This window comes from Kribbella sp. NBC_00359, from assembly GCF_036097425.1.
Taxonomy (GTDB): Bacteria; Actinomycetota; Actinomycetes; order Propionibacteriales; family Kribbellaceae; genus Kribbella.
Map to the genome: position 1 here is coordinate 8,686,797 of NZ_CP107975.1, position 19,157 is coordinate 8,705,953.

Annotated in this window: 17 protein-coding genes; 4 read left to right on the plus strand and 13 right to left on the minus strand. The window is 68.1% G+C overall.

Annotation, left to right across the window (positions count from 1 at the left end):
* Positions 1 to 71: 71 nt before the first annotated feature.
* The 4 genes from OG876_RS41880 to OG876_RS41895 form a co-directional block, all read right to left on the minus strand.
* On the minus strand, positions 72 to 635 hold the full coding sequence (locus tag OG876_RS41880; protein ID WP_328522296.1) for a hypothetical protein: 564 nt from the start codon (positions 633 to 635) through the stop codon (positions 72 to 74).
* 372 nt (positions 636 to 1,007) lie between these two features.
* Positions 1,008 to 1,742, minus strand: coding sequence for a DNA repair protein RecO (gene recO, locus OG876_RS41885; protein ID WP_328522297.1), 735 nt, complete (start codon positions 1,740 to 1,742; stop codon positions 1,008 to 1,010).
* 12 nt (positions 1,743 to 1,754) lie between these two features.
* Positions 1,755 to 2,582 carry an SDR family oxidoreductase gene (locus tag OG876_RS41890; protein WP_328522298.1) on the minus strand — a complete coding sequence of 276 codons (828 nt, stop codon included), beginning with the start codon at positions 2,580 to 2,582 and terminating at the stop codon, positions 1,755 to 1,757.
* The gene (locus OG876_RS41895) at positions 2,579 to 3,568 is read right to left on the minus strand and encodes an aldo/keto reductase (RefSeq protein WP_328522299.1); all 990 of its coding nucleotides are present in this window, start codon (positions 3,566 to 3,568) and stop codon (positions 2,579 to 2,581) included. Before OG876_RS41895 ends, OG876_RS41890 begins: the two co-directional genes overlap by 4 nt.
* Positions 3,569 to 3,748: 180 nt before the next feature.
* On the opposite strand from OG876_RS41895, the gene OG876_RS41900 reads away from it, so the two are divergent.
* The 3 genes from OG876_RS41900 to OG876_RS41910 are packed head-to-tail and all read left to right on the plus strand — an operon-like array spanning position 3,749 to position 8,318.
* Positions 3,749 to 6,826 (plus strand): FtsX-like permease family protein, encoded by a 3,078-nt coding sequence (locus OG876_RS41900; protein WP_328522300.1) that lies wholly within the window; start codon positions 3,749 to 3,751, stop codon positions 6,824 to 6,826.
* On the plus strand, positions 6,823 to 7,659 hold the full coding sequence (locus OG876_RS41905) for an ABC transporter ATP-binding protein (RefSeq protein ID WP_328522301.1): 837 nt from the start codon (positions 6,823 to 6,825) through the stop codon (positions 7,657 to 7,659). Before OG876_RS41900 ends, OG876_RS41905 begins: the two co-directional genes overlap by 4 nt.
* Positions 7,656 to 8,318, plus strand: a complete 663-nt coding sequence (locus OG876_RS41910; protein ID WP_328522302.1) for an ABC transporter ATP-binding protein — start codon at positions 7,656 to 7,658, stop codon at positions 8,316 to 8,318. The genes OG876_RS41905 and OG876_RS41910 overlap by 4 nt, the downstream gene beginning before the upstream one ends.
* Here OG876_RS41910 and OG876_RS41915 read toward each other — a convergent pair.
* From OG876_RS41915 to leuA, 9 genes are all read right to left on the minus strand, one after another.
* Complete coding sequence (locus tag OG876_RS41915) at positions 8,277 to 8,582, minus strand: SAV_915 family protein (RefSeq protein WP_328522303.1); 306 nt, start codon at positions 8,580 to 8,582, stop codon at positions 8,277 to 8,279. The two genes, OG876_RS41910 and OG876_RS41915, sit on opposite strands and share 42 nt — an antisense overlap.
* A gap of 75 nt (positions 8,583 to 8,657) precedes the next feature.
* Positions 8,658 to 10,115 (minus strand): GNAT family N-acetyltransferase, encoded by a 1,458-nt coding sequence (locus OG876_RS41920; RefSeq protein ID WP_328522304.1) that lies wholly within the window; start codon positions 10,113 to 10,115, stop codon positions 8,658 to 8,660.
* 46 nt (positions 10,116 to 10,161) lie between these two features.
* Positions 10,162 to 12,003, minus strand: coding sequence for an ABC transporter substrate-binding protein (locus tag OG876_RS41925; RefSeq protein WP_328522305.1), 1,842 nt, complete (start codon positions 12,001 to 12,003; stop codon positions 10,162 to 10,164).
* A 60-nt stretch (positions 12,004 to 12,063) separates the two neighbouring features.
* Complete coding sequence (locus tag OG876_RS41930) at positions 12,064 to 12,267, minus strand: hypothetical protein (RefSeq protein ID WP_328522306.1); 204 nt, start codon at positions 12,265 to 12,267, stop codon at positions 12,064 to 12,066.
* Positions 12,267 to 13,322 carry an ABC transporter ATP-binding protein gene (locus OG876_RS41935; protein ID WP_328522307.1) on the minus strand — a complete coding sequence of 352 codons (1,056 nt, stop codon included), beginning with the start codon at positions 13,320 to 13,322 and terminating at the stop codon, positions 12,267 to 12,269. Before OG876_RS41935 ends, OG876_RS41930 begins: the two co-directional genes overlap by 1 nt.
* Positions 13,319 to 14,404 (minus strand): ABC transporter ATP-binding protein, encoded by a 1,086-nt coding sequence (locus tag OG876_RS41940; RefSeq protein ID WP_328522308.1) that lies wholly within the window; start codon positions 14,402 to 14,404, stop codon positions 13,319 to 13,321. The genes OG876_RS41935 and OG876_RS41940 overlap by 4 nt, the downstream gene beginning before the upstream one ends.
* A 2-nt stretch (positions 14,405 to 14,406) precedes the next feature.
* Complete coding sequence (locus OG876_RS41945; protein WP_328522309.1) at positions 14,407 to 15,309, minus strand: ABC transporter permease; 903 nt, start codon at positions 15,307 to 15,309, stop codon at positions 14,407 to 14,409.
* Positions 15,310 to 15,322: 13 nt separating this feature from the next.
* On the minus strand, positions 15,323 to 16,300 hold the full coding sequence (locus OG876_RS41950; protein WP_328522310.1) for an ABC transporter permease: 978 nt from the start codon (positions 16,298 to 16,300) through the stop codon (positions 15,323 to 15,325).
* 360 nt (positions 16,301 to 16,660) lie between these two features.
* Complete coding sequence (gene leuA / locus OG876_RS41955) at positions 16,661 to 18,334, minus strand: 2-isopropylmalate synthase (RefSeq protein WP_328527022.1); 1,674 nt, start codon at positions 18,332 to 18,334, stop codon at positions 16,661 to 16,663.
* 347 nt (positions 18,335 to 18,681) lie between these two features.
* On the opposite strand from leuA, the gene OG876_RS41960 reads away from it, so the two are divergent.
* Entirely contained in the window at positions 18,682 to 19,101 is a 420-nt protein-coding gene (locus OG876_RS41960; RefSeq protein WP_328522311.1) for a PPOX class F420-dependent oxidoreductase, read from the plus strand.
* Positions 19,102 to 19,157 lie beyond the last annotated feature (56 nt).

The window sequence follows — 19,157 nt, forward strand, 5'->3', positions numbered from 1 at the left end:
CGGGGAGACATTGGTCGCTCCCGCTGAAGCCGGCAAGCCGGCGAGCAAGCTGACGATCGCGATCCCGGCGGTCAGCACTGCGCCCCCTGATTCTTGCCGTTGACCACCTTCCACGCACCGTCGATCAGCCGTAGATCACGGTTGTCCAACCAGCGCGTCGGCGTGCCGGGCAACTTGACGCTCTTGCCACTCGCATCGACAGCCTGCGTCTCTGACGTGTCGTAGCAGGCCTGAACGGAGGCCGAGGTGATCGATCCTGCCGTTGGAGCGCCCAGCTTGACTGCCTTGACCCAAATGACCTTCGTGGTCCCGATCGTCCTGATCTTCCGACCCCGATATGTGGCTGCCTGATTCTGGGAGGCTCCGAGCTCGATACCGGCCGTCACCAGCGGAATGTCCTTGACCTCGGTGCCACCGCTCGCCGTCATCGCATCAATCACCTCGATGTAGTGCCGATACGCGGCGACAGCCGCCGTGCCGACTTGCTCAGACTCGCTGGCCGGCGCGCTTGTGCTAGTTGACGGCGCAGTTGACGGTGTGAACGGCGGTGGTGTTGCGGAAGAGCCGGTGTCGCAGGCCGAGAGGAGGGCGACGGTCAGGGTGATGACCGTGGCGGCTACGGCTCGGGTGGGCATGGGTTCCTCCGCGTCAAGGGTCGGTTACTGAGTGTGTAACTCTGCCATACCGGCGGTTCGTAGAGGGCGGGTTATCCACAGGTTGCGCCTTCCTGCAGCTCAGGGGTGATCGAGGCTGTCTAGGCCAACGGGTGTGCCCATGGCTGACGGAGGCTCGCGAACGGGGGCGGTGGCCGGCTGCGATGCACCAGGGCTTCGGGGCGACCACGCAGAACCTGCGGACGGATGTCTTGCTCCCGCTGGCCGACGAATGGCCTTCCAGCCGCGCTGGGTCGGCGGCGGGGCTGGGGATGCGGCGGGTGGCGCGGTTGAGGGCGGGCGGCTGGGTGACGGGGGCGGGTGAGGGTGCTGAGCGGGGCGTGTGGGGGTTTGTCAGGTTGTTAGGTCTAGGTGGGGGAGGGAGCGGAGTTGGTGGTCTTGGTGGTAGGTGAAGAAGGCGGCGGTGAGGGTGGTGGCTTCTCGGCGGGTTCGGGGGTCGGCTTGGAGGGCGGTGGGCCAGTCGCCGGTGAGGAGGGCGGCCAGGTGGGTGACGGTGGCTGGGGAGGGCATGGCTGAGGCCGGGGGGCGGCAGGAGGAGCAGACCATGCCGCCGGCTGCGGGGTTGAAGGCTCGGTGGGGGCCGGGTTCGCCGCAGCGGGCGCAGTCGCCGAAGGACGGGGCGTAGCCGGAGATCGCCAGGGAGCGGAGCAGGAAGGAGTCGAGGACCAGGCCTGGTTCGCGTTCGCCGGTGGACAGGACGCGGAGGGCGCCGGCCAGCAGCAGGTGCTGCTGGGTGGCGGGCTCCTTCTCCTCGACGACGAGGCGGTCGGCTGTCTCGAGGAGGACCGTGCCGGTGGTGTACCGCGCGTAGTCGCCGACGATCCCCTCGCCGTACGCCGCGATCGACTCGGCCTGGGTGACGACGTCGAGGGTGCGGCCGGTGGCGAGTTGCAGGTCGACGTGACTGAACGGCTCGAGCCGGGCGCCGAACCGGGACGACGTACGGCGGACTCCCTTGGCGACCGCGCGGACCTTGCCGCGCCCGCGCGTCAGCAGCGTGGCGATCCGGTCCGCCTCACCCAGCTTCTGGGTGCGCAGCACGATCGCCTCATCCCGGTAGAGCGGCACGCGGCCAGTCTCTCACCCGCGACCGACATACTCCTCGAGGCTGATCGGCCGAGCACCGGTGATGTCCTCGACGGCCGTCGAGAGGTGGCTGAGCTCGCCGCTCGCGATCGCGGCGTACGACGTCACCCACCCGGCGACCTCCCACGCCGGAGCGCCGAAGCACTCGCGAGAGCGATACGCCTCGTCCAGCGTCTCGGGCTCGTAGCGGATCTTCCGCCCCCACGCCTCCGTGAGTACGGCGGCCGCCTCGGTCAGCGTGAACGCGGCCGGGCCGGTCAGGTCGTACGTCGCGCCAGAGTGCCCCGAGTCCACCAACACCCGGGCCGCCACTGCCGCCACGTCATCCCGCGCGACCGCGGCCGTCCGCCCGTCTCCGGCCGGACCGCGAATCACCCCGTCCTCACCGGCGAACCCAGGCACGAAGTCGATATACAAGTTGTCCCGCAGGAAGGTGAAGTCGACGCCAACAGACCGGATGTGCTGCTCCGTGTGCCAGTGATCCCGGGCGAAGGTGAACGTCGCCCCCGGCGCCGCGCCGGCGAACGACGTATAGACGATCCGCCGCACTCCCGCCGCGACCGCCGCGTCGACCGTTGCCTTGTGCAACGCAACCCGATCCGCCGATTCCGTTGCGCTGAGCAACATCAAGGTGTCGACCCCGTCGAGCGCGTCCAGCAGCGCGGCATGCTCGCCGTACGCCGCCTGCGCGACCTCGGTGTCCGGCAACGACGGAGCCCGCCCGGGATCCCGGACGATCAGCCGCTGGGGTACGCCGGAATCCGCCAGCCGCCGCGCGATCCGGGACCCAAGGCCGCCGGTCGCAGCGGTGACCCCGATCACTTCCCCACCAGGTCCATTCCACCGTCGGTGTACCGCTGCCCGGACGCCGCCTCCGCCGGGAACGCCTCGTCGAGCGCGGCCAGTTCGGAAGCCGTCAGCGTGACGTCGACGGCCCCGAGATTCTCGGCCAGATACTTGCGCCGCTTCGTCCCGGGGATCGGAGCCACGTCGTTGCCCTGAGCAAGCAGCCAGGCGAGGGCCAGCTGCCCCGGCGTGACACCCTTCGAAGCCGCCAACGACCGCACCTGAGCCACCAGGTCGAGGTTGCGCTGGAAGTTCTCCCCCTGGAACCGCGGCAGCCCGCGCCGCATGTCGTCGGGCTCGAAGTCCTCCGGCGACTTGAGCTGCCCGGTCAGGAACCCTCGCCCGAGCGGGCTGAACGGCACGAACCCGATCCCGAGCTCCCGCAGCGTCGGCAGTACGACGGTCTCCGGGTCGCGCGTCCACAGCGACCACTCACTCTGCACGGCGCTGATCGGGTGCACCGCGTGCGCGGCCCGGACCGTGTCGCCGTTCACCTCGGACAACCCCAGGTACCGCACCTTGCCGGCCTGGACCTGGGAAGCCATCGCGCCGACTGTCTCCTCGATCGGCACCTGCGGGTCACGCCGGTGCAGGTACCACAGGTCGACGTGGTCCACGCCCAGCCGGCGCAACGAGGCGTCCAGCGCCTGTACGGCGTACTCCGGCGAACCGTCGACCTGGTTCGCGAGGCCGAGGCCGGCCCCAGGCTTCTTGAAGCCGAACTTGGTGGCGAGCACCACCTCGTCGCGACGGCCGGCCAGGGCGCGGCCGACGAGTTCCTCGTTCTCACCGGCGCCGTACACGTCGGCGGTGTCGAGGAAGGTGCAGCCCGCGTCGATCGCCGCGTGCAGGGTGGCGACGGACTCGGCCTCGTCGGAGGTCACGCCGTACGACTGGGACATCCCCATGCAGCCGAGGCCGAGGCAGGAAACGGTCAGATCGCCGAGTTGGGAATCACGCATAGCCCGAACCTACCGCCGTCACTCGTTGCACCGGGCAACCCCCTCCGGACGGTCACCGTCCGTGACCCGGATTGCTGTCTGGACAACAACTCTGTGACATTTCGGCCCGGCCCGGTACAGCCATCGGCCGGTTCCGTATCTTCGGGCGGGCGGGGCGAGACGCTGGGGGTGGCTGAACAGATGTTCCTACGACGGGCGCTGCGGTACCGGTGGTCCCAGGCGCTGGTGCTGGCCGGTATCAGTCTGCTGATCGGGACCTGCGCGGTGTTCGGGCCGTGGTTCGCCCGCGCCGTCGAGCAGACCGTGATGACCGAGACCCTGACCGGGCAGCGCCTGTCGGCCGCGTGGCAGCTCGAGACGAGCCCGACCCGGAGTTCCGCCGGCACCCAGTCCCGACCCGAGGACCTCGGCAAGCTGGTACCGGCCGACCTCGAGCCCCTCTTCACCAAGCCCGTGCTCGGCATTCACAGTGACGTCGTCTGGCGCGACGCGGACCCGTCGATCGTCAGCCGGCTGCTGTGGCGCGAGGGGTACTGCGACCAGATCGCCGTGGTCGCGGGCCGCTGCCCGCACGGACCGAACGAGGTGATCGCCTCGACGGTGGACCAGGCGACCTGGGGTGTCCAGCTCGGCGCGAAGATCAACGCCGTACCGGACACGTACGCCGGTGGCGGCACGCTCACCGTGGTCGGGTTGTACCGCCCGAAGGACGTCGGCGCGGACTACTGGTTCGGCCGGCCGCCGATCGGTCACTCCAAGCCGCCGGGAGACAAGGCGCCGGGCGAGACCGACTATCTGCTGACCGACCGTACGACGTTCACGCCCGACATCTGGAATCAGCACACGACACTGGACACCCGGCCGGCCCCCGGGGTGGCGAGGCTCGACGACCTCGACCGGCTGGAGGCGGCATCGACCGTCGTGAAGAGCCAAGCCACCGAGCTCGGCGCCGACAACACCTCCGGGCTGATCGGCGTGATCGACCGGATCCGCGACGAGCGTCAGCAGGCCGCGACGATCATCCCGCTCGTGATGGTCCAGGTCGCCCTGTTCGGACTGGTCGTCCTCGCCTTGGCCCTCGCCGTGGTGGTCGACCAGCGCCGGCCCGAGATCGCGGTCGCCCGCCTCCGCGGATCCACCGCACGCCGTGCCGGCCGGTCGTTGTCCGTCGAGCTGGGCGTGCCGGTGCTGGCCGGAACGCTCGCCGGTGCACCGGTCGGCTTCGCGCTCCTGCTGATCGTCCGGGCGACCTGGCTGCACCGAGGCTCCCCCATCGAGCTGCCGTGGACGGTGCCGGTCGCGCTGCTGGCGGTCGCGGTTGTTGCTCTCGGTGTCGTGGTGCTCCAGGTCCGCGGCGTCGTACGGCAGCAGATCTCTACGCTGCTGCGGCGAGTGGCGCCACACCGGCGCGGCAGGACGCTCGGCATGGTCGACCTGGCGATCATCGTGCTCGCCGTCGCGGGACTCGTCTCGGCGCTGACCGGTTCGGGCCGAGGCCCGTTGCCTGTCCTCGCGCCCGCCCTGCTGGCGCTGGCAGTCGGGCTGACATTCGCCCACTTACTCCTGCCGGTCGCGGGATTCATCAGCCGGCGAGCCTTGCGCCGGGGACGTTTGGGTCTGGCACTCGGAGCACTGCAGGTCTCGCGCCGACCGGCCGTCACCCGCATCGTCGCGGCGGTCGCGGTAGCGGCCGGGCTGGTCGCCTTCGCCGGCCAGGCTGCGTCGGTCGGCGAACACAACCGGCAGTCCCGCGCCGGCTACGAGACCGGCGCCGAGGGTGTGCTGCGCGTGAACGCCGGGAGCCTCGGCGCCTTCACCCAGGCGATCAACCGGATCGACCCGGACCGGCAGTGGTTCACACCGGTCGTCGTCGCGCGACCGCCGTCGCCCGACGCACTGCAGACGATGATGATCGAACCTGCCAGCTTCCGGCGGATCGCGTACCGCGGCGATCGGCTCACCGACGCCGAAGGGTTCAGCAGGCTCGCGGCACCGAGCGTTCCACCGATCGAGTTCCGCACTACCCAGCTGACCATCACCGCCTCCCCGGGCCCGATGACGCCGGTGCAGGCGAAGACCACGAACGGCGAGGAGCCGGCGACACAGCCGGCCGCGAAGTCCGTCCTCCTGGTGGCGAACCTCGTCAACCTGCGCAATGGTGCACGCACCGACATCACCTTCCCGCGGCTGCCGCTGATCCCGGGCCGGCAGACCGAGCTACAGGCCAAGGTCGACTGCACGGACGGCTGCCAACTGCTCCGGCTCGGCGTCACCCGCGACCTGAACGATCAGGCCGGGATCCGCGGCGAGATCCAGCTCGGCAAGCTGTCCAGCGACGACCACCCGTCGATCCCACTCGGCGACCCCGACGACTGGCAGCCCATCAAGCAACTCGAGTCCAGTCAGGACTCCATCCAAGCGGCCGGCGGCGGAGCACTCACGCTGGCGGTGACGAACCTGGGCGGCGACCAGTACCTGCAGTACGCGACCGTGCCCCAGGTGACGCCCGCCCTGGTGACGCCGGACTACCGGTACGACGCCTCCGCCACGAGCCCCGCGCTCGACGGCACCCCGATACCGCTGGCCAAGCTCGACCGGCTGGGCGGTCCGGTCAACCGTTTCCCGCTGCGCACCGCAGTCGTCGATCTGGAGACGGTACGGCGCCTGGCCGGGACCGTGGACGAAGCGTCGACCGAGTTCGAGCTCTGGCTCAACGCCGACGGGCTGGCGAAGGCCGACACGATCATCGACCAACTCGCCAAGGCCGGGTACGCGGCCGAGGTCGTGGACCGCAGGGCCGATCGGATCGCGTCGTACGGACGATCGGCGAGTGCACTGGCGTTGCAACTCACACCAGTGGTCGGGATCGCGGGCTGGGCGCTGGCGATCGTCGTACTGCTGCTCACCGTGGTGACCTCGTGGCGGTCGCGGGCCCAGGACTACGCGAGCCTGCGGATCACCGGCGTACCGGCCAACACCACCGGTAGGGCGGCGCGGTGGGAGCAGACCGGTCCGGTGGCGCTGGCGGTCCTACTGGGATCGGTGTGTGGTGTGGTCGGGGCGCAGATCGCGTTGCCGCTGATACCTCTGTTCGCTGACACCGGTGGGCCGATACCGCTGGAGCTCAGCACCAACTGGCCGGTCGCACTGCTCCTCTGGCTCGTGGGTACGGCGGTACTCGCGGCCGCGACCCTGTTGCTGGGCACCGGGGTCAACAGGCGAGCCGGCTTCGCCCGCATCCGGGAGGAAGCCCTATGACCGGCCTTGCGATCAGTACGACGGGACTCGTGCATATCTACCGTGCACACGGGCACGACGTCGCCGCGTTGTCCGGTATCGGGATCACTGTGCGTCCAGGTGAACTGGTCGGGCTGCTTGGACCATCTGGTGCGGGAAAGTCGACGCTGCTGCAGTTGTGTGGCGGTCTGCTGACCCCGAGCGCGGGCAGGTTGCAGATCGGTGAGCACAACGTGGCCACAATGACCGAAGCCGAGCTCGACCAGATGCGAGCCGGTGACGTCGGCATCGTGCTGCAAGGTGCCGGACGCAACCTCATCCCCTACCTCACACCGGTCGACAACGTGCGCTACGCACAAGGAGCCGCATCGCGCGACCGCGACCTCCCGCCACCGGAAGCCGTCCTAGAGCTCGTGGGACTTCGAGAACACGCCACCTCGCCCTTGTCCGCGCTGACGCCGGGTCAGGTCCAGCTGTGTGCGGTGGCCGTGGGCATCGCGACGTACCCAGGACTGTTGCTGGCCGACGAGCCGACCAGTCAGCTCGATCACCAGGCGCGCGACGAGGTACTCGCGGCGATCCGGACGATCAACGCGGAGACCGGGATGACGGTGCTGCTGATCACCCACGACCCCGAGGTGGCGGCGACACTGCCGCGCACGATCACCATCCGGGACGGACGCATCGCCTCGGAAGGACGCTCCGGCGAGGAGTACGCCGTGGTCGCGACGGACGGGTCGTTGCCCCTGCCACCACATGTCGCCGAACTGCTGCCGGCCGGGACGCTCGTGCAGGTCACCACCGAAGACGGCGAGATCCGGCTCACCCCGGTGGACCAGGAGGGAACGCGATGATCGAGGTCGATCAGGTGACGGTCAGCTATGGCCAGCTCGTCGCGGTGTCCGACGTGTCGTTCCGGGTCCCGCCGGGCTTCGTCCTCGCGATCAGCGGGCCCTCGGGCGCCGGCAAGAGTTCGTTGCTCTGGGCAATCGCCGGCGCGGTGCCGGTGAAATCCGGTCAGGTCGAGATCGACGGGCTGGTGATCACCGACCGGCCGTCGGCCGCCGCGCACGGCGTCGTACTCATCCCCCAGGGCAACGGCCTGGCACGCGTCCTGACCGCGCGGGAGAACCTGTCGATGCCGCTGCTCGCGGACCGCAGGCCGGCCGACGACGAGGCACTGGAGGAACTCGATCGCGCGATCGAGCAGGCACTCACCCAGGTCGGGCTCGAGGAGAGCGGCGACCACCTGGTCGAGGAGCTGTCCGGTGGTGAACAGCAACGGGTCGCGGTCGCTCGCGGCATCGCCCAGCAGGGCCGGGTGATCCTGGCCGACGAGTCCACCAGCGAACTCGACAGCACCAACCGCGAGCGCGTCCTCGAACTGCTCCGGGCCGAGGCCGACCGGGGCGCCGCCGTCGTCATCGCCACCCACGACCCCAATGTCGCGGACAGCGCCGACGGTCACGCCTTAATGGACGAAGGCCGGCTGACCTGGGTGCGGCATCTCTGACGGACGGCTGCTGACATCGGGACCGACCAGGACCGGGTCGAGCTGGATCCTGGTGACGCCGAGCGGAGCGAGCGTCTCGCGCAGGGCGGCCTCGGTGAGGCGCATCCACTCCTGGCGCGGACCGGTTGCCGCCCGCAACTTAGCGAGAGTGGTGAACGCGATGCCGACCCGGCGACCATCGGGCAGCCGCCCGGTCTGGAGTGCCGCGGCGGCACCGGTCGAATGAACAGGGACAAACCAGTCAAGGCTATGTCGAGGCTTCACACGTCGAAGTTAGATCGCCGGACCGGCTCCGATCACCGTTCCTCACACACCTCCCACAAGCTCCACACGGACTTCTCACAGACCCAGTCGGGTCGGCGTGGTCGGTGGGCCGGTCTGCAACAGAACCCGGACCAGCTCGGGGAGATCCCGAGGGGCGAAGCGGCCTTCGTGGGACCGCAGTTCGTCGAGGGTCCACCAGCGGTGGCCGTACAGGTTCTCCGCCTGGAGCTCGGCCTCGCTGAGCGTGCCACCGACGGTGAAGGACTCGGTGCGGACCAGGAAGTAGTCGTTGATGACACCGTCAAACCCGGGAGCGTGGCCCTCGGCAACGACCTCCTGGTGCCAGAGCTGCGGTGGGTCGGCGGGACAGTCCAGGCCGATCTCCTCGACGAGCTCGCGGCGCAGGCCCTCGACCGCCGACTCGCCGTCCTCGATGCCGCCGCCGGGAGTGGCCCAGAGCGGGCCGGAGTCGAACTCGAAGCGGACCAGCAGGATGCGGTCGTCGTGATCGAGGACGACGCCACGGGCGGCCGGCCGCAAGCGCGGGTAGGTCAGCTCCAGCTCGCGGTGCTCCTCGACCGGTCGGAAGCCGAAGCGGGCGTTGACCTTGCGCATCGGCGCGTTCGACAGCGCCGTCCAGGTGTGCAGGAAGCGCTGTGTGGTCCGGTGCTTGTCCAGCTGTGCGAGGTTGGCCAGCTTCAGGTGCGTGCCCAGCTTGTGCCCGCGATGCTCCCGGAGCACGAGCGTGTCGTCCTGCTGGGCGTGCTCGGCGTCGGCCCGCGGGAGGTACAGCAGCGTGTACCCGGCCGGCTGCCCGGACAGCGTGTGCGCCATCGTCACGAGCGCGAGATAGTTGCGGTCGATCCGCTGCTCACTCGCCTGCAGCTTCTCGACCGTCCACGGCACGACCTCCCGGGTCATGCCACCCGTGGGTACGTCGTGATCCATCGCCGTGTGCAGGTCGGCGTACGCCTGCTGGTGCTCCGGCGGACACACGCCCGCCCACGAGGTCAGCTGGTACCCGACCAGCGGACCCGCCTCGAGCACCAACTCGTCCAGCCGGAGCGCGTCGTACGGCAGCGGTACGACGAGTTGCTCCTCGATGTGCTCGACCGTGAAACCGAGCCGCGCGGCGAACTCGGCACCTGGCCACGGTTCCGACGGCACGCCGAGCTCGGCCTGGAAGATGGTCCGCCCGAGCTGCGCCGCCCGCGTCACCGCCCACTGCCACAGCGCCGTACCGATCCCCCGCCGCCGATGCTGCGGAGGTACGTCGATCTCGACCTCGACCGTGTCCAGGTTGTCGGTCAACCGGTACTCGAACAGCATCGCGCCGAGCACGCGATCGTCCTCGAACGCACCGACCGCGAGCCGTTGTTTCAACGGCCCCGGATTACGCAGGGAGTACCCGAGCGCCTCCCGGCCGACCACGAGCGCGGCCGTCCGGCCCGCGACCGCACCGGCCCGGAGCGCGTCGTACCACTCGTCGAACAGGGCCAGGTCGGCCGGGTCGATCTCGCGAACGCTGATCACCCGGCCGACCCAACCAAACAATCGGGTCAGTCCGCCAGTGGATAACTCAGACCGGCGCGACCTTGCCCTGGTACATGTACATGATCACGAAGTTGTCCGCGTACGGCGCGTTCTTCAGGATCGGGTCGTCGTCCGCCGGGAACTTGGCGACTCGGACCCCTTCCAGCGCCGGGTTGTTACCGTAGCGCTCCCAGAGCGGCATGATCGGGAGCAGTTCGTTGAACGCCAGCGCCGCGGCGGTGACGTTCTTCTTCTGCTCGTCGACGTTCAGGCCCTGGGCGGACTTGTCGACGACGGCCTGCAGGTCGATCGGACCCGCGGACGTCGTCTGCTTGAGCGGGAAGTTCATTCCCTTGCCGCCGGAGTTCGCCGCGGTCACGTAGTTGAACGTGTAGAGGTCCTGGACGAACGAGAAGTACGGGTGCGGGTGCGACGACGCGCCCCAGCTCTGGATCGCCATGTCGAACTTGCCGGCCAGCACGTCGGGGTTCAGCTGGGTGAAGGTGATGCCCCGCTTGGTGATGTTGAACCCGAACTTGTTCAGCTGGTCGGCCGCGTTGGTGGCGGCCGGGTTCCAGTCGGCGAACTCGGTCGGGAACTTGATGTCGTACGCCGCGGGCTTACCCGACGGCAGCTGCCACTTGTCGCCGGCCTTCTTCCAGCCCGCCGCCTGCAGCAGCTGGGTGGCCTTGGCCTCGTCCTTCTCGTAGGCCTGCAGCTTCTTCTGGTCGGCGTCGGAGATCCAGTCCGGTACGGCGATGTCGGAGAAGCCGGCCATGAACTTGCAGGCCTTGCCGGAGTCGCCGAGCGCGACGGTGCCGTTCTCGTTGCGGTCGATGATGTAGGCGATCGCCTGCCGCACGCGGACGTCGGAGAACTCCGGGTGGGTGGTGAAGTTGTACACCAGCGCCGGACCCGAGTACACCGGCGGACGGAGGATCCGGAAGCCGGTGTTCAGGAAGGTCTTCTCGCTGGCCACCGCGAAGCCGTGGGTGGCGTAGTCGACGTCCTTGTTCATCACCGTCGGGGTGATGTCCGAGGTCTCACCGTTGTACAGCAGGACCTTGCTGAAGCCGATCTTGTCGGCGAACAGGCCCTTGTCGTTCTTGACCAGGCTCATCTGGGAGTTGGTCATGGTCTTCGTGTCGTAGTTGAACGGGCCCGACACGACCGGGTTCTCCGGGCGGAACTTCTGGAAGTCGCCGTTCAGCGCCTTGCCTTCGGGGCTGTCCAGGCTGGTCTTGGCCTTGCGCATCGTCTCGGCCTTCGTGGCCCACTGACCGTAGACGGAGTCCGGCAAGATCGGCGCCCGGAGAATGTAGCGCTCGAGCACCGTCGACGGCGTGCCGATGGTGAACAGGACTGTGGTGTCGTCCTGCGCCTTGACGTCGGACAGGAACGTCCACGACTGCTGACGCATCAGCCAGTGCAGGTTGAACGTCGACACGACGTCCTTGGCGGTGATCGGAGACCCGTCACTCCAGGTCAGACCGGACCGGAGCTTCATCGTGTACGTGTTGGCCGCCTCGTCCAGCTTGCTGGACTCGGCCATCATGTATTCCCACTTCTTGTCGGCCCAGTAGTACAGACCGCCGCTGGGGTAGATCAGATCGAGGTACGGGCTCTGCTGCTGGATGCCGTCGGTGACGCCGGCGGCCAGGTTGAAGTGACCCTTGGGTGGCAACTGGTAGGGGTACGCGCCGTGGAACTCCTTGTTGCCACCCGACTTGCTGCTCTCCGCGGTCGGAGAGCTCGGTGAACACGCCTCCAGCGACCCGACGCCGGCGATGCCGACGCCGGCGATGCCGAACAGCTGGAGCACGTGCCGGCGAGAGACCGCGTTGGTCCGGTCGCTAGCGCCGGATTCGTTGGTGCCGGTGGGACTCATCCTTCGTCCTTTCCTGAACTGACCGCACGCCCGCGTGGTCAGGCACTACTACTGGTGTTACTAACCGTCCTCGCGTTTCTCCCGGCGCCTGGTCAGGACGACCCCGGCGACGACGATCAGGCCCAAGAGCAGGCCCAAACACAAGGTGAACAGGGTGATCACGAACTCCGGTGTCCCCGGCGTCAGCGTGAAGAGCAGAACCACGCTGGCCAGGACCAGGAACGCCGCCCAGCCGAGAGCCACTCGGCCGATCTCGGGCGGCATCAGCCGGCCGGTTCATCCGGCCGGATCTGGTCGGCGCCGTCGCGGGCCACCACGTGGCACGCGGCCGACTGACCAGAACGTACTTCGACCAGACCGGGCACCTCGCCGTCACACAGGCCGCCCTCGAACCGGCCGCAGCGCGGATGGAAGGCACACCCGGCCGGCAGGTGCGCCAGGCTCGGAATCTCCAGGCTGCGCAGCGAGCCGGCGCCCTTGGTCTTCGTCAGGTCGGGATCGGGCTCCGGGATCGCGTCGATCAGCGCCCGGGTGTAGGGATGCGTGGGCGCGTTGATGATCTGCCGGGTGGGTCCGAACTCGACGATCCGGCCCAGGTACATCACCGCGGTCTTCCCGTTCCAGCCGAAGTACTTCGCGATCGCCAGGTCGTGGGTGATGAAGAGGAACCCGACGCCGAGGTCGTCGCGCAGCCGGCCGAGCATCGCCAGCACGCTGATCCGGATCGAGACGTCGAGCATCGAGGTCGACTCGTCGGCGATGATGAGCTTCGGGTCCAGCGTCAGCGCCCGGGCGACCGACGCCCGCTGCCGCTGGCCGCCGGACAGCTGGTGCGGGTACTTCTGCAGGAAGTTCTCCGGTGGCGTCAGGTCGACCTTCTTCAGCAGCTCGGCGGCACGCGCGGCGGCGGCCTTCGAGCCTTTGACCACCCCGTGCTTGAGCAGCGGCGCAGTCAGCGTCTGCTGAATGGTCCGGGTCGGGTTCAGCGAGGCGTACGGATCCTGGTGAACGTACTGGACGCTGCGCCGGAAGCTGCCGAACTCCTGCCGCTTCATCGACCAGATGTCGGTGCCGTCGAAGGCCACCTGCCCGTCGGTCGGCCGGGCCAGACCGGCCGCCATCCGGGCGGCCGTGGTCTTGCCGGAGCCGCTCTCGCCGACCAGGCAGAGCACCTCGCCGGGATTCACGGACAGGTCGACGTGATCGACCGCGCGGATCGGGCCGGCCTTGGTGTCGAACACCTGGCTGACCCCCACGAGCGTCATCAGTGGCTTGCGCCCCTCGGCCGTAGCCTCCGGGGCGGTCTCCGTCGCGGTCATGCGGGCGTCTCCAAGTCGTCGCTTCGCACCCGTCGCTCGAGGTGCACCTCTCCGGAATGGATGCAGGCGACCTCGTGCGCGTCGCCCGGCTGGTCGGTCACCGCAAGCAGTGGCGGGTCTTGCGCCTTGCACTCCTCGGTGGCGAACTTGCAGCGCGGGTGGAACGTGCAGCCCCGCGGCAACGCGGCCAGACTCGGCGGGCCACCCGGGATCGACTCGAGATCCGGCAGGTCGCCGACGATCGGCGGCACGGCGTTGATCAGGGCGAGCGTGTACGGATGCCGTGGCTGGTAGAACAGGTCCCGGACGCCACCGGTCTCGACGATGCGACCGGCGTACATGGTGGCGACCCGGTCGGCGAGCTCCGCGGCCAGCGACAGGTCGTGCGAGATGAAGATCATCGAGAAGCCGAGCCGCTCCCGGACCTCGTGCAGTACGTCGACGATCGAACGCTGCGTGAGGATGTCCAGGGCCGTAGTCGGCTCGTCCAGGATCAGGACCTCTGGCTCGAGCAGCAGGCTCATCGCGATCAGCACCCGCTGCCGCATGCCGCCGGACAGTTCGTGCGGGTAGCTGTCCATCACCCGGGCCGGCTCGAGCCGGACCAGTCGCAGCAGCTCCCCGGCCCGGTCCTCGATCTCCTGTCTGCTGGCCTTGGTGTGCGCCCGCATCGTGTCGTGCATGTGCCCGCGGATCTTCAGCAACGGGTTGAAGGCGTTCATCGCGCCCTGGAAGACCATCGCCGCGTCCCGCCAGCGGAACTGCCGCAGGTCGCGGCCGTCGAGACCGAGGATGTCGATCTCGGCGCCGTCGCCGCGGTTGAACGTCACTGTTCCGGAGGCGTGGCCGAGCCGGGGCAGCAACCGCAGCAGACCGAGCCCGAAGGTCGTCTTGCCACAGCCACTCTCCCCCACCAGCGCGAGGCTTTCGCCGGGGTAGAGGTCCAGGTCGACGCCCCGGACGGCGTGCACCGTGGCGCCGGCTCCGGTCCGGTACTCGACCTTGAAGTCGCGGATCGACAGCAGTGGCTTGCCCTGGCCGCCGCGCACCGCGCGGGTCGCTCCCGCTGTGCTGGTCACCATGCTCACCGGTCCCGGAGACGCGGGTTGAGGATTTCTTCGAGCGATCTCGTCATCATCACCAATCCGAGCAGCAGGAGGACGATCGCCACGATCGGGGCCAGGATGAACGCCAGGCTCGCGTCGTTGAAGATGGCGCCGGCGATCCAGGCGCGGTTGAGCATGATGCCCCAGTTCGATCCGGTCAACGGCGCCAGACCCAGGAGGTAGAGGCCGACCAGCGCGTAGATCGCGTTGGTGACGGCGATCATGAAGTTCATCAGGATGAAGCTGGCCATGTTCGGCAGGATCTCGACGAAGATCACCCGGGGCGTGCCGAGGTCGAGCAGCCGGGCCGCCTCGACGAACTCACGTTCCTTCAGTGAGAGCACCAGCGACCGCACCGCCCGAGTCAGCACCGGCCACGCCAGAGCGCCGACCAGCAGGGCGAGCAGGATCGGCGAGTCGAGCTTGAACATCGCACCGAGCACCGCGAGCAAGACGATCGTCGGGATGGTGAGCGCGACGTCGGCGGCGGTGACCACCACCGAGTCGACCCACCCGCCGAGGTAGGCGGCCAGCGACCCGAGGACGATCGCGATGACTGTCGAGATCGCCGCGGCGAGGAATCCGATGAAGATGACGGCCCGGCCGCCGTCGATCATCTGGATCAGCACATCTTTGCCCTCGTTGTCGGTGCCGAGCAGGTGCCCGGGCGAACCCGCGGGCAGCATGATCGACTTCACGTCGGGCACCACGTCCGGGGTGAAGAACGGCCCGATCGCGGTGATCAGCACCAGCAGCGCCACGATCACGAAGCCGATGAAACCGGCCGGGCTGCGCCGCAGCCCACGGAGGATGCTGGAGAATTTCCCGATGCTCGTCGTACCGATCGCGGTGTCGGTATCGCCGATCACTGTGTCAGTCATGTCGGACATCTCGTCACCCCTTCGACTTGCCGCCGACGCGGATCCGCGGATCCAGCCGGCTGTAGAGGATGTCGGCGACCAGGTTGGCCAGCACCACCGAGATGGTGAGGACGAGGAAGATCCCCTGCAGGACCGCGTAGTCGCGGCCGTTGAGCGCGGTGAAGAGGCTGTAGCCGATGCCCTGGTAGCCGAAGATCTTCTCGACGAAGATCGCGCCGCCGACGACGAATCCGAGCGACACGGCGAGCGCGCTGAACAACGGCAGTACGGCGTTGCGGCCGACGTACCCGGTGCGGATGCGCCCGTCGGTCAGGCCGCGGGCCCGGGCAACGGTCACGTAGTCCTCGCCCAGGGTCTCCACCGTCGAGGACTTCATCACCAGCGCCCAGGACCCGACCGTAGTCAGCGTGTAGGCGAGGATCGGCAGCGTTGCGTGGTACAGCGCATCGTTCAGGAAGCTCAGACTGAACGACGGCTCCACGCCGGGCGAGAACGAGCCGCGGGCCTTGGTCAGGTCGAACAGCTGCAGCTTCACGCCGAGGAAGACCACGATCAGGATCGCGAGGATGTAGTTCGGGATCGCGTGCAGCAGCGCCCCGACCGAGGTCAACAGGTGGTCGATCCAGCTCTCCCGGCGGTAGGCCATCACCATCCCGGAGATGATGCCGATGATGAAGGCGAGGGTCGTGGCGATGCCGACGGAGAACAACGTCCAGGGCAGGTAGGTCTTGATGACCTCGGCCACCGTGGTGCCGGGTGACAGCAGCGAGTTCCCGAAGTCACCGTGCAGCATGTTGAGCATGTACTGCAGGTACTGCTGGATCAGCGGCTGGTCCGGATCGAGCGAGAACAGGCTCTGCGCCTGCGCGGCGGCGTCGGCGTAGGAGACACCGGTCTGCGCGATCTGGGTCGAGATGAAGGTGTCGACCGGGTTCCCCGGCAGCAGCCGGACCAGGAAGAACGTCAGTGTCGTGACCAGAAAGATGGTCAAGATCGCTTTGGCGAATCTTCGGACCAGCCACGCACTCGTGAAGCGTCGAACAGCCGTCGGTCTCGGTTCTTCGGCCGGACCTTCGATCAGTTTCGACGCGGGTGTCTCGACCGCACCGCTCACTGCTCACCTCCACGCGACTGCCAGGGAAAGTCGGTGGCGCAGACCCTCAGACCACAAGACTTAGTAATGCTGTCTTGCAAGGATCTGCGCATAGTGACGACAGTGTGCGCAACCCCAGTCATCGAGTCAACGTCTTGAGGCAACGTTGAGACAACGTTGCGAACTGTGACGCAACGGTATCGGGGAGTGCTGGAATCGCCCGCCTCCGACACGGGGAGACGGGCGATACCTGATGGCTCAGCGAGTGGCGCGGTTGATGGCGGACACGACCGCCTTGAGCGAGGCGGTCAGGATGTTGGCGTCCCGCCCGACGCCCCAGAAGACCTCGTCGCCGACCTCGCACTCGACGTACGCCGCGGCCAGCGCGTCGCCGCCCGCGGACAGCGCGTGCTCGTGATAGTCCAGTACGCGGATGTCGTACTTGAGCGGCTTGATAGCGTCGACGAAAGCCGAGACCGGGCCGTTGCCTTCGCCAACCAACTCGTGTGGAACGCCATTGGAATAGACCTGAACGCGCAACTGATCGCCCTGGCCCTCGCCGGATGTCGAGTTGACCGTCAACAGTGACAGCTTGCCCGGAGCCAGGTACTCGGCCGCGAAGATGTCCCACATCTGCTGCGGGCCGACCTCGCCGCCCTCGGAGTCGGTGTGCTGCTGGATCACCCGGCTGAACTCGATCTGCAGCCGGCGCGGCAGGTCGAGCCGGTGCTCGGACTTCATGATGTACGCGACGCCGCCCTTGCCGGACTGCGAGTTGACCCGGATGACCGCCTCGTACGACCGGCCGACGTCCTTCGGGTCGATCGGCAGGTACGGCGCCTCCCAGGCGATCTCGCCGACCGGCCTGCCCTCGGCCGCCGCCTGCTTGTCCAGCGCCTCCAGACCCTTCTTGATCGCGTCCTGGTGCGATCCGGAGAATGCGGTGTAGACCAGGTCACCGGCGTACGGCTGCCGCTCGGGAACGCGCATCTGCGTGCAGTACTCGACCGTGCGGCGGATCTCGTCGATGTCGGAGAAGTCGATCTGCGGGTCGATGCCCTGGCTGAACAGGTTCATCCCCAGCGTGACCAGGTCCACGTTGCCCGTCCGCTCACCGTGGCCGAACAGGCAGCCCTCGACCCGGTCCGCGCCGGCCATCAGGGCCAGCTCGGTGGCGGCCACCGCCGTCCCGCGGTCGTTGTGCGGGTGCAGGCTGATCGTGCTGTGTTCGCGCCGGGTCAGGTTGCGGCCGAACCACTCGATCTGGTCGGCGTACACGTTCGGGGTGGACATCTCGACGGTGGCCGGCAGGTTCAGGATGATCTCCCGGCCCTCGGCGGGCTGCCAGACGTCCGAGACCGCCTCGCACACCTCCAGCGCGAACTCCAGCTCGGTGCCGGTGAAGATCTCCGGGCTGTACTGGTAGCCGAACTCGCAGTCGCCCAGGATCTCGTCGGCGTACTTCATCACGGTCTCGGTGCCGCGGACCGCGATGGTGCGGCACTCGGCCTTGTCCACATTGAAGACCACCCGGCGGAACAGCGGCGCGGTCGCGTTATAGAGGTGGATGGTGGCCTTCGGCGAGCCCTGCAGTGACTGCACGGTCCGCTCGATCAGCTCGTCGCGAGCCTGGGTCAGCACCGAGATGGTCACGTCGTCGGGGATGACGTCGCCTTCGATCAGGCTGCGGACGAAGTCGAAGTCGTACTGGCTCGCGCTCGGGAAGCCGACCTCGATCTCCTTGTAGCCCATCGACACCAGCAGGTCGAACATCCGCCGCTTGCGGGCCGGCGACATCGGCTCGACCAGCGCCTGGTTACCGTCGCGGAGATCGGTGGACAGCCAGCGCGGGGTCCGGTCGACGGATTTGGTGGGCCAGGTGCGGTCCGGCAGGTCGATCGGCGGGAACGCGCGGTAGCGCTGGATCGGCATGCCGGAGGACTGCTGGACAGGCTTGGGCTGGTTCTTGGGTGCCACGGGGGTTCTCCTCGGGAGGGTGTACTGCGGGTGTCGTGAGGGACGACCGGCGTACGACGAGACTCCGCGGCGAGGGAACCGGCCTTGTCAGGCCTCGCCGCGGCAGCGAAGGAGGAGAAGCTGGTGCCGCATGATGCCAGGGAGTCTATGCACAACCCGGCTACCCCGTCGAACCCGGGGTCTCGATCACCGAGACACAGACGGTGACCGGCGTGGTGCGGAATGGTTGGCAGACATCGTCTACGGGGATCTGGTGACCCCGAGGTTGCCTTCAAGGGGACTTGAATATTTAAGCTTCAAGTATGACTGATTCCCTCAGCGACCGGATCGGCAGCCACGGACTCGGCGTCCTGGTCACGATCAAGCGGGACGGACGACCCCAACTGTCGAACGTCACCTATGTCTACGACGGCACCCGGATCCGGGTCTCACTCACCGACGACCGGGCCAAGACGAAGAACCTGCGCCGCGATCCGCGAGCCAGCCTGTACGTCGGTGACCCGCGCGGCCGCTCGTACGTCGTACTGGAAGGGAAGGCCGAGCTCAGCCCGGTCGCCGCCGATCCGCACGACGCGGTCGTCGAGGACCTTGTGGATTACTACCGGACCGCTTCGGGTGAGCATCCGAACTGGGACGAGTACCGCGCGGTCATGGTGCAGGACAAACGGCTGATGTTCTCGATGACCGTCGACCACGCGTACGGAATGCCTATGCCGAGCTGATCCGCGCGGCGGCCGTGGAACTTCTCGACGGCGAATAAACCACTCGCGGTAACCGC